The 10634-nt window shown below is 66.0% G+C and carries 12 protein-coding genes; 7 read left to right on the forward strand and 5 right to left on the reverse strand.

Annotated features, from left to right (window positions below; translation table 11 throughout):
* Positions 1-179 precede the first annotated feature (179 nt).
* Positions 180-785 carry a TetR/AcrR family transcriptional regulator gene (locus EET03_RS00060; RefSeq protein ID WP_063470801.1) on the forward strand — a complete coding sequence of 202 codons (606 nt, stop codon included), beginning with the start codon at positions 180-182 and terminating at the stop codon, positions 783-785.
* On the opposite strand, the gene EET03_RS00065 is transcribed toward EET03_RS00060, so the two are convergent.
* Positions 782-1732: a LysR family transcriptional regulator gene (locus tag EET03_RS00065; RefSeq protein WP_075541213.1), complete on the reverse strand. Its 951-nt coding sequence runs from the start codon at positions 1730-1732 to the stop codon at positions 782-784. The genes EET03_RS00060 and EET03_RS00065 overlap by 4 nt on opposite strands.
* A gap of 28 nt (positions 1733-1760) precedes the next feature.
* On the opposite strand from EET03_RS00065, the gene EET03_RS00070 reads away from it, so the two are divergent.
* The 4 genes from EET03_RS00070 (at position 1761) to EET03_RS32850 (ending at position 5087) form a co-directional block, all read left to right on the forward strand.
* On the forward strand, positions 1761-2945 hold the full coding sequence (locus tag EET03_RS00070) for a hypothetical protein (protein WP_208648965.1): 1185 nt from the start codon (positions 1761-1763) through the stop codon (positions 2943-2945).
* A 32-nt stretch (positions 2946-2977) separates the two neighbouring features.
* Complete coding sequence (locus tag EET03_RS00075; RefSeq protein ID WP_063470799.1) at positions 2978-3565, forward strand: UGSC family (seleno)protein; 588 nt, start codon at positions 2978-2980, stop codon at positions 3563-3565.
* Positions 3565-4737, forward strand: coding sequence for a CaiB/BaiF CoA transferase family protein (locus EET03_RS00080; RefSeq protein WP_075541214.1), 1173 nt, complete (start codon positions 3565-3567; stop codon positions 4735-4737). Before EET03_RS00075 ends, EET03_RS00080 begins: the two co-directional genes overlap by 1 nt.
* Before the next feature lie 155 nt (positions 4738-4892).
* The gene (locus EET03_RS32850) at positions 4893-5087 is read left to right on the forward strand and encodes a PPW family C-terminal domain-containing PPE protein (protein WP_425271486.1); all 195 of its coding nucleotides are present in this window, start codon (positions 4893-4895) and stop codon (positions 5085-5087) included.
* 36 nt (positions 5088-5123) lie between these two features.
* On the opposite strand, the gene EET03_RS00085 is transcribed toward EET03_RS32850, so the two are convergent.
* From EET03_RS00085 to EET03_RS00095, 3 genes are all read right to left on the reverse strand, one after another.
* Positions 5124-5930 carry a polysaccharide deacetylase family protein gene (locus tag EET03_RS00085; protein WP_075541220.1) on the reverse strand — a complete coding sequence of 269 codons (807 nt, stop codon included), beginning with the start codon at positions 5928-5930 and terminating at the stop codon, positions 5124-5126.
* A 197-nt stretch (positions 5931-6127) separates the two neighbouring features.
* Positions 6128-7105, reverse strand: coding sequence for an LLM class flavin-dependent oxidoreductase (locus tag EET03_RS00090; RefSeq protein WP_075541215.1), 978 nt, complete (start codon positions 7103-7105; stop codon positions 6128-6130).
* Positions 7105-7764: a TetR/AcrR family transcriptional regulator gene (locus tag EET03_RS00095; protein ID WP_063470796.1), complete on the reverse strand. Its 660-nt coding sequence runs from the start codon at positions 7762-7764 to the stop codon at positions 7105-7107. Before EET03_RS00095 ends, EET03_RS00090 begins: the two co-directional genes overlap by 1 nt.
* A gap of 149 nt (positions 7765-7913) precedes the next feature.
* On the opposite strand from EET03_RS00095, the gene EET03_RS00100 reads away from it, so the two are divergent.
* Positions 7914-8540, forward strand: a complete 627-nt coding sequence (locus tag EET03_RS00100; protein ID WP_063470814.1) for a TetR/AcrR family transcriptional regulator — start codon at positions 7914-7916, stop codon at positions 8538-8540.
* A gap of 147 nt (positions 8541-8687) precedes the next feature.
* Here EET03_RS00100 and EET03_RS00105 read toward each other — a convergent pair whose 3' ends face one another.
* Positions 8688-9845 carry a Zn-dependent alcohol dehydrogenase gene (locus tag EET03_RS00105; RefSeq protein WP_075541216.1) on the reverse strand — a complete coding sequence of 386 codons (1158 nt, stop codon included), beginning with the start codon at positions 9843-9845 and terminating at the stop codon, positions 8688-8690.
* 145 nt (positions 9846-9990) lie between these two features.
* Between EET03_RS00105 and EET03_RS00110 the strand changes: the two genes are divergently transcribed.
* The coding region (locus EET03_RS00110) for a PE family protein (RefSeq protein WP_136625618.1) at positions 9991-10634 on the forward strand (644 nt) is incomplete at its 3' end.

Raw genomic sequence — 10634 nt, forward strand, 5'->3', positions numbered from 1 at the left:
CCCGAGGCTCCCGCGTCCGACTAAACCACGGGCTCTCGCACACCAAGGACACTTCGACGTCGCCCGGGCGACCCACGCACAATTTTCACCTGCTGTGTGCGGCCCCGCCAGGGGCCAGCGGGACTAATCCCGATACACTTACAAACAGGCTGTCTGTTCGTAAGTTACCGACAGGTTGTATGGAAATCAAGAGGCGGACTCAGGAAGAGCGTTCCGCGGCCACCCGCGAGGCGCTGATCTCGGCCGCCCGCACCCTGTGGGGCGCACGGGGTTACGCGGAGGTGGGAACGCCGGAGATCGCCAAACAGGCGGGAGTCACCCGCGGTGCGATGTATCACCAATTCGCCGACAAGGCAGCGCTATTCCGCGACGTAGTGGAGGCGGTCGAACAGGATGTGATGGCCCGGATGGCCAGCCTGGTCGCGGCGTCGGGAGCGACCAGGCCCGCCGATGCGATCCGCGCCGCGGTCGATGCCTGGCTCGACGTGTCCGGCGACCCCGAGGTGCGGCAGCTGATCTTGCTGGATGCCCCAGCCGTGCTGGGGTGGAGCGCCTTCCGTGACGTCGCCCAGCGGTACAGCCTGGGGATGACCGAGCAGTTGCTCACCGAGGCCATCCGGGCCGGCCAGTTGGCTGCGCTACCGGTGCGACCGCTGGCGACGGTGATGATCGGTGCCCTCGACGAGGCGGCCATGGCGATCGCCACCGCAGAGGATCAACAACGCGCCCGCCGCGAGATCGGGCAGGTGCTGCGACGGCTCATCGACGGGTTGCTGGAGGACTAGTTTTGCGCCGACTGGACGGCGAGTTGTGGATAGTGCCGGCCGAGGTCGTCGAGGTATCGCGGCGACTCCGCCACGGCGACGTCGAGAAAGCAACGCACGCTGGGTGATTGGTTGGCAGTACGCCATGCCAGGGCCAGCGGGCGGTACGGCAGCGGGCCGTGGAGCGGGATGAACCGGACTCCCTTACGGCTGAGGTTGATGAAAGACGTTGGCAATAAGGCGCTTCCGGCACCGGATGCCACCAGCGCGAGGATCGTCTGAATCCGCGCTACTTCGTCGACGATCGGCGGCTCGATGTGGTGCATGCGGAACAGCTCGACGACGTCGGCGTAAGTGGTGGCCGCCGCACTTCTGGTCCACAGGATCATCGGCTGGTCTGCCAGCAGTGACGGGGCAAGACGCTGGTGTTCGGCGAGCGGGTGGTCCTCGCAGACGACCGCGGCCAGCGGGTCGTCGAGAAGGGTCTGGATGGTCAACGACGGCTCGTCAACCGGCCCGCGCAAGAAGCCGATGTCGATACGGTGTGCGACCAGCTGCGCCGTCTGCTCAGCGGTATCAAGTTCGGCGACTTCGAGTTTGACCTCGGGGTAGCGGCGGCGATGTGCGCGCATCACGTACGCCAAGACACCGTCCACCGCTGCCTGCAGCGCGCCGACATGAAGGTGGCCGAGCTGGCCGGTGGCGGCCCTGCGTGCCGCGGCAAAGGCACGTTCGGCGTGGGTGAGCGCCAGTGTGGCTTCCGCGAGAAGGGCGTGGCCGGCATCGGTGAGCTCGATCGGGCGGCGGGAGCGATCGATGAGCTCCACTCCCAGTTGATGTTCCAGCTTTTGAATCTGCTGACTCAGCGGCGGCTGGGCGATGTGAAGCCGCTCGGCGGCGCGGCCGAAGTGTCGTTCCTCGGCGACGGTCACGAAGTAACGCAGCAAGCGCAACTCCGGGTCTGTCATATGCTGAGGATATATTGCATGTGCCAATATGTCTTGGACTATGAAGATGCAGCCGTCCTACGGTGGTCTCGAAAGCGACCAAGTCCAGGAAGGCAACCGCATGACCGCCGTGCTCACCGACGAACGCGACCTCGTCGAGTATTACTTCAACCAGCCCTGGAGCGACGGGTTGCCGGTGGTTCCGCCGACACCCGAGCGCGTCGCCGCAGTGCTGGACGTGTTGGGCGGGCAGCCCGAGGAACTGGTGGCGCGTATCCCGCCCCGATGGGGCAGCCTGACCCGGGAACTGCTGGCGGTCAACATGGTGATGGCCGGATGCAAGCCCGAGTACGCCCCCGTCGTACGGGCAGCCGTGCTGGCGCTGACCGATGCGCGGTTCAACCTCAACGGAATTCAGGCCACCACGCACGTCGTCTCGCCGCTGATCGTGGTCAACGGGCCGATTGCCCGCCGAATCGGAATGAACTCCGGCGGAAACGTATTCGGTTCGGGTAACCGCGCCAATGCCACCATCGGCCGCGCGATACGCCTGATCATGCTCACCGTCGGCGGCGGCATTCCCGGCGAGCTGGACAAGAGCACCCTCGGCCACCCCGGCAAGTACACGTTCTGCATCGCCGAAAACGAAGCGGCCAGCCCGTGGGCTCCGTATCACGTCGAGCACGGTTACGCCCCGGACGACAGCACCGTCCTGGTGATCGGGGCCGAAGCCCCGCACAGCGTGACCAACCACATTTCCGATGACCCGCAAGGGATTCTGGACTCCATCGCCTCGGCGATGAGCACGATCGCCCACAACAACGCGGTGCTCGGCGGCTCCTGCACCGTGGTCATCGGTGTGGAACACGCGCACACCATCGCCTCGTTCGGCTGGAGCCGCGACGACGTCCGTCGTTACCTGTGGCTCAACGGCACCAACGACTGGGACGACGTGAGCTACGGCAACCGGTACGCACCACCCGGCGGGCACACCTACAACCGCAACCTGCCGAAGTGGTATCCACGCGAGTCGGGCCGGCGGGTGCCGATCGTGTTCACCCCCGACGACATTCACCTGTTTGTCGCCGGCGGATCCGCGGGCCGGTTTTCGGCATTCCTGCCCGGCTGGAGCACCGCGACCACCCCGGTGCTGCGTGCCATTGAGGACGACGTCGTCGGCTCCGCCGGAAGCGGACGCGACCTCGAGTGCTCCGACGGTTCGTGCCGCCTGTGAAATTCCGACGAACTCGACGAAGGAGAACCCTGATGACTGACTTTGCCTATGACCCCTGCGGCGTGATCGAGGTGGCGGCCATCCCCATGGCCCCTCGACCCAACCGGGTCGTCGGGCTGCGCCTGGGCGTGCTGAGCAACACGAAATGGAACGCAGCCAAACTATTGCGGGCCACCGTGCGCGAATTGGCAAGCGCCGGGCTGACGTTCACCTCGGTCACCTACTACGACAAGCGCCATTTCTCCTCGGATGCCGACCCCGAGTTGATCCGGCGGATCGCGGCGGAAAACGACATCGCGATTACCGCGATCGGCGACTGCGGCTCATGCTGCTCCGCATGCGTCAACGACGCGGTGCGGCTGGAACAGGCGGGGGTGCCGACCGTGGTCATCGTGACAACCGAGTTCGAGCGCGAGGCCCAGCTGCAGCGTGAATCGCGCGGCATGGCGGGCCTGGAGCCTGCCGTCGCCACCCATCCGATCAGCAGCCTGACCCTCGACCAACTCGAGAGTCGCGCCGCTGAGATCGCTCCGCAAGCCCTTCGGATCTGGTTCGGTGTTACTCCGGTGCCGCGCAGTAACGGTAAGGTGCCGGCGGTGTTCGGGCCGGTCGGAACATGATGAATAGCACTGCAGCACAGCCGCTTTCATCACTGCTAGTGGCCGACTTCTCCCGGGTGCTGGCCGGACCGTTCTGCACGATGACCCTCGGCGACCTGGGTGCCGAAATCGTCAAGATCGAACCACCCGGCGGCGACGACACCAGGGCCTGGGGTCCGCCGTTCGTCGCGGACCAAAGCGCCTACTACTTGAGCGTCAACCGCAACAAACGCAGCATCGTGCTCGACCTGCGCGATGCCGAGGACCTGCGGGTGGCCAGGGCCCTTGCCGAACGCGCCGACGTGCTGGTGGAGAACTTCCGCCCAGGCACCATGGCGCGCTTCGGCCTGGACGAGCCCGTGGTTCGTGCGGCGAACCCGGCTCTGGTGTACTGCAGCATCTCGGCGTTCGGGACCGCGGCGGGACGCGAACTGGCCGGCTACGATCTGCTGATCCAGGCGCTCGGCGGGTTGATGAGCATCACCGGGGCCGACGGCGACAGCCCGACCAAGGTCGGCGCCGCTCTGGTGGACGTCCTGGCGGGCCTGTTTGCCACGGCCGGTATCCTCGCGGCGCTGCGCGAGCGGGACCGGTCCGGGTGTGGCCAACACGTCGAGATCAATCTGATGTCGGCACTGCTGGCTGCGCTGGCCAACCAGTCGGCGGGTTTTGTTCTGGCCGAACAGATTCCGCGGGCAATGGGCAACGGACACGCCAGTATCGCCCCCTACGACAGCTACCCGACCCGCGACGGGACGATCGTGCTCGCCGTCGGCAACGACAAGCAATTCGGCCGGCTCTGCGAAGCGCTGGGTATCTCCGGCCTGGCCCGAGACCCACGATTCGCCACCAACGAATCGCGGGTGCGCAATCGCGCACTGTTGCACCAGCACCTTGAAGGCGCGTTGGCAACCGAATCGGCCGAGCATTGGACGAAAACGCTCCCGGCACGGGGAGTTCCCGCCGGCGCCGTCAACAACATCGCCGAAGCCGTTACCCTGGCCGAGCGACTGGGCCTGCACCCGATCCGCAATACCGAGGACGGCGACGCACTCGGTCGCCAGGTGGCCAGCCCGATCAAGTTATCCGCCACACCGGTGACCTACCGCACCAGGGCACCGCGCCTCGGCGAACACAGCAACGACATCCGTGCCTGGGTGGCCCGGCTGAGGCCCGGACGCAAGACCGCGTGATCACCTGCAACACAGCTACCGGACAACTCACTCACAGACTACTCACGGCGCACAGACACGTTCTGGTAACCCGGCATTCCGAAACAGTTATGTTCGGTCAGATTTAAAGCGCGCTGGCCGGATTGGCACCGGGTGCTTCTGGTGCTTCGGTTTCAGTGGTTGCCTCCGGCGCTGGAACGTCGGGATTTGCCGGGACCCACGGCACGGTCGCTTCTTCGTCGCCCGCAGGGCTGACTCACTATGCATCCCAAGTGGTCGATGACGGGCTCGGTGCCAATGCCCGGGCTCCGATGTTGCCGGCCACCTGGGATGTGCAGGGTGTCGACGCGGCAGGTTACCCGGCTAGCTGAAACACATTTGGTGGCAACGCGTTACGCGCGGGCCGGTTACGGGGTTCTCAGGAATACGTCGTTGAGGGTGACGGTACGAAGATCGCGCGCGCGGATGATCTCGACGAGTTGCGGGTAGACGTGGGTCACCGGCAGATGGTTGAGATGGCCGATCACGATGGCCTGTGGGATGAAATACTGGTCGGCCATTTTGACGATGTATTCCTCGGTGATCAACGTCGAATCCGACAGCGAGCCCGACCACAGCACCGGGACCGTATAACCCAGCTCGGCCGCCACCGCGTCAACTGCGGCATTGTGCTTTGCATACGGTGGACGCCAATACGGTTTCGCACCAATGCCGTACGTCTTCTTCAGGAATTCGTCGTTACGGGTGAGCTGTTGAGCGATCTCGCTTTTCGACAGCGTGGTCAGATCCGGGTGCGACCAGGTGTGGTTGCCGAGTTGGATCTGTCCGGAGTCGACGAGCGGCCGAAGCGGCGCCATGTTGTCGGTCCAGGAGTCGTATGTTCCGTTGACGAAGAACGTCAACCGCACGCCGGTGTCCTTGGCGAACTGCGTGTAGGCGCGGACCACCTCGGTATTGACACCGTCGTCGACCGTCAGCGCAAGCAAGTCGCCGTTACCTGGAAGCTGGCTCAATACGCCGCCGCCGGGCAACCGGATGCGCGCACTCGGCGGTGGCGGCGGCAACAAACCGGCGACGGTCGGGCCGGAAGTGGGCGTGGCGGCCACCGGGGTCTGTGCGAAGGTTCGCGGCTGCGGGTCGACCATGCACCGGGCCGCGCCCACGCCGACGACCGTTGCGGCGGCGAGCGATCCCAGGAAGCGGCGACGATTCAGCTCTGACATATGACGGTCGCAATCGAACGCCCGAGCAACCGGGCAGGTGGCGAACCGGGCATACCCACATCGGGGATGTCGATAAGGAAGAACGGAGCCACCACAGCAGCGAACCGTACCATTACCAGCATCGATATGTCGTGTTGAACGCGGCGGGGTCGGCATTCTGTTATCTGGAGCACGCCATCAGGGCAGCGTCAGACTTGGGGCAAGACCTCATCAGTCAGCAGCTGCAGGCTCGCCCAGCCGGCATCGAGCGGAAGTCCGCCGACGAGTGGGTTCATCACGACTTCCTTTCGGCCGCTGCGAATCTGGCCGATCAACCGCTCAGGAGTAAGAATCTCGACGTTGTTCAGGCCGCGCAGCTCCTCGACCGAGCCGGCCGGCTGTTCATTGGGCCGGGGCACGCCCGACCGCTTCCAGGCGCTGTATTCGGCGGTCTCGTTCATGATGTAACTGCCATAACGGGACCAGGCCTCGTCCGGGTCGGGGTGCAGGAGGGTGACGGTACTGCCGTTTTCGGGGTGATAGACAAAGCCCTGTTTGCCCTGGTTGCGCAGCTCCCGCTGATACACCGCCGCAAGTTCGGGCATCGCCATCGGCGGCGAGAACGGCAGCCCGAAGCGCGCGGCTCTCCTGGCTGCCGCAACCGTCATACCGCCGACGAAGACGATCGGATGGGGGCGGGTATGCGGCTTCGGTGTGACGTTGATGAGTGCGCCCTCATATTCGAAGGGCTCGTCGCTCCACGCCTGGAGCATCACCGACAGACAGCGATCCATCAAGGCGCCGCGCTGTGACCAGTCCTTGCCGGCGGCGTGGTATTCCTCAGGCCGGTAACCCATTCCGGCCACAAAGCTGAAGCGACCCCGGGCCAGGTTGTCCAGCACGGCGATATCCTCGGCGAGCCGAATCGGATCGTAGAGCGGGACGATGAGGGCGTTGATGCTGATCCGAACGCTGCGGGTGCGCCCGGCGACCGCAGCGGCCAGAATCAGCGGCGAGGGAAGCCAACCGGTCCTGGACAGATGATGTTCTTCGCCGCTGACCGCGGTGAAGCCGTGGGCATCGGCGAACTCGGCCATCTCCAGCGCGGCCTGATAGCGACCGGTGTGCCGGCCCGCGGGATCGGCGATGTTGGTCATGTTCAGCCGTAATGCGGTGAGCAGACTCATCACTGCCCGCTGACCGGGCGGCTGGCACCCGCGAACAACGTGCCCCGGATCAGTCTTTTTGCCGAGCCCAGCGTGGCTTCGTATGCCTCCGGCGCCAAGCTGGCCGCCTGCTCGGACAGGCCGCGCGTCAACGCGCAGATGGCCTCCACGGCTCCCGTCGGGCCGGTGTCCGGGGACAGCACACCGTGCCGGTGCGCGTCCGCGACGATCTCGGTGACGACATCGCGCAGCGCCTTGGATCCCGGATACTTCGGACCTTCGCGCGACGACCGGGCATTGCTTTCGATGCGGACGGCCCGCAGGAACGCCGCCAGGTGTGGGTAGTCGTGAATCAGCCGTGTCGACTCGTCCAGCACCGCATCGAGTCGGTCGACGACGTCGTCGGACTGGGCTGCGGCCGCACGCAGCCTTGGCAACACGATCTGCTCGATCTCCTCGCCGGTCGCGTTGAGCAACTCGGACTTGTTGGGGAAATAGTGATACAAGCTGCCGCTGGTCATGTCGGCCGCTCGGGCGATCTCGCGGATCGTCGCCTGCGAGTAGCCGACCTCGGCAACGCAGCGCATGGCCGCGGCGATGACCCGTTGCCGAGTCTGCTCACCATGTGCGCCCACAGGTCGGCCCAATTGAGACCCGGACGCAGAAGAGCTAACGGTCATGCCGCGCGGCGTCCTCCGTTGGTCTGTCGGTCACCCACCGTCCGCCTGCGCGGACGCCGGAACTAATCGATCAGTCGAATATATTCGACCGTGTCGAACCATGCCGCCCGCCAGGGCGGGCAACCATGCCAGTGAGGAACACGCCCACCATGACCCGGGCACAGCTTGGCCGCCCCGTTGGCGCCAGCGGCGAGGAGACGCGCCAGCGCATCATCGTCGCGACGATGCGGTGCGTGGCCGAGGTCGGCTACTCGCAGGCGACGATCCGCGAGATCGCCCGAGCGGCCGACATGACCAGTGCCAGCTTGTACAACTACTTTCCGAACAAGTCGGAACTGATCAAGGCGACGATCGCGGCCAGGGCCGAGGCCGCTATGCCACGGCTGCGAAAGGCGGCGCAAGGCCCCGGCGACGTCGTCGAGCGGATCGAAGCAGTGCTCGACGAATGTGGCCAATTGATGCGTGAGTACCCGGATCTGGCCGCCTTCGAGTGGGCGATCCGGGCGGGAAACATCGTGAGCTCCGATTGGCCCGCGGCCGCCGAGGTGGGTGATCGCGGATTCCCGACGTTCCGCGAGATCATCGAGGGCATCGTCGGGGACGCCCATCAGCGCGGCGAACTCGCTGATCCCGATGCGCGGGCCACCGTGGAGGCGATCTATGCACTCATCTACGGGTTGACCGAGTTGGCCGCCACCCTGCCGCCCGAGGAGTACCAGGCGGCGCTGAGCTCGGCCAAGGTATTGGTCAGAGGCGCGCTGTTCGACGGCTCCTAGCCCGTTTAGCCTGGTGCCGCGCACCTCGGTTGGCTGCCCGCTCGTCCCCGTGACACTGCAGCCACACACCTGACACGCCGATGGCGGTCGCACTGGCTGCAGTGTCGATGAACGAGAACCACAGTGGTCTTAGTGATGAACAGCGGGTCAGCCCAGGTCGAAGTCGATAACTCCGCGGATCAGCTCACCGGCGGCGAGATCGGCGTAGGCATCGTTGATTTCGGTTAGCGCGTAGCGCTTGGTGATCATTTCGTCGAGGAGCAGTCGCCCGGATTCGTACAGCGTGGCCAGCAGTGGAATGTCGCTCTTGGGATTGCAGGAGCCGAATACCGTGCCGCACAACGTCTTATTCATCAAAATGAACTCCTGCAACGCGACGTCGACCGAGGATGTCTTCGGTGCTGGCAGGCCGGTGAGCACGCAGGTGCCGCCCTTGCGGGTGAGCCTCAGCGCCGCGTCAACGTCGGCCGCTTCTATCATCGCGGGGGCGACGACGACGGCGTCGGCCATCACGCCACGGGTAAGTTCGCGCACCAACTCGAGCGCTTCGGACGCGGTCGCCACCGCATGCGTGGCCCCGAATGTCGGCGCGGAGGTGCGCTTGAATTCGGCGGGATCGACGGCGACGATGCGTGCGGCGCCGCTGATCCGCGCGCCCTGGATGGCCGCGGTGCCGATCCCGCCGGCGCCGATCACCACCACGGTGTCCCCACCGCGCACCCTGGCGCGACGGGCTGCCGAACCGTATCCGGTCGGAACTGCGCATGCCAGCAGCGCGGCGGGCACCAACGGGAAGCCGGGATCGATCTTGACCAGCGAATCGGCCGACACAACGGTGTGTTCGGCAAACGCCCCGATCTTGGATATGTGTCCCAGGTTTCGCCCGTCAACGGTGTGGTGCCGAAATGTGCCGTCGGTCGGCATGCCAGGTGCGAGCGTCCCAGCTCCGGTGTCGCACAGGTATTCCATGCCGCAGGCACACCATCGGCACTGACCGCACACCGCGACGAACGACGTCACCACGTGGTCGCCGGGCGCGAAGCGCCGGACTCCCTCGCCGACCTCGACCACGACGCCCGAGCCTTCGTGTCCGCCGATCGTCGGCGACATCGCCGGGAGTCCCAGGGAACGCAGCGTTTCTGCTGGGGGCGCCAGCCTGCCCTGGCGGATGTGCTCGTCGGAGTGGCACAACCCGGTGGCCGCGAGACGCACCAGGACTTCGCCGGAACGGGGCGGATCCAGGTCGAACTCTTCGACCGTCCACGAGCGGCCGTACTCGTAGAGAATGGCGGCGTGGCTTCTCATGGATCCCTCGCATCCATCATGGCTCCCCGGAACGGCGGCACGACATACTATCAATCGATTGATTATTTGGTTGATAGCGACACGCCAGCGGCCGGATACCGATACTATCAAGCGATTGATTACATAGCTTGGTGGAGGAACGGCGATGTCGTACATGGTGACGGTTCCACAGCTGTTGTCGTCCGCGGCGACCGAATTGGCAACTATGGGCGCGGCGCTGAATTCCGCGACCACGGCGGCAGCGCCGCCAACCACCGCAATACCGGCAGCCGCACAGGATGAGGTCTCGGCGGCGGTGGCGTCGCTGTTCGCCGCGTATGCCCGGGAATATCAGGCGCTGAGCGCGCGGGTCAACGATTTCCATCACCAGTTCGTGGAGTCGTTGACGTCGAGTGCCGGATCGTATGCGGCCGCCGAATCGGCCAATGCCAATCCGCTGGCGCAGGCGGCGCTCAACGTGATCAACTCGCCCGCGCAGACCCTGTTGGGCCGTCCGCTGATCGGTGACGGTGCCAACGGGGCGCCCGGCACCGGGCACGACGGCGGGTCGGGCGGGATGCTGTACGGCAATGGCGGCGACGGCGGATCGGGCGGGCCCGGTCAGGCCGGAGGCAACGGCGGCAGCGCCGGTCTGATCGGCAACGGCGGTGCTGGTGGCCGAGGCGGCGCCGGTGTTGCGGGCGCCCCGGGCGTTTCGGGGGCCCCGCCCGGCGGAGGGGGCGGAGCCGGGGGTGCGCTGTGGGGCAACGGCGGCAGCGGCGGCGCCGGCGGGGCCGGTGCGCCGGGCAG

Origin of the sequence: Mycobacterium innocens, assembly GCF_900566055.1 — a bacterium.
Lineage (GTDB): Bacteria > Actinomycetota > Actinomycetes > Mycobacteriales > Mycobacteriaceae > Mycobacterium > Mycobacterium innocens.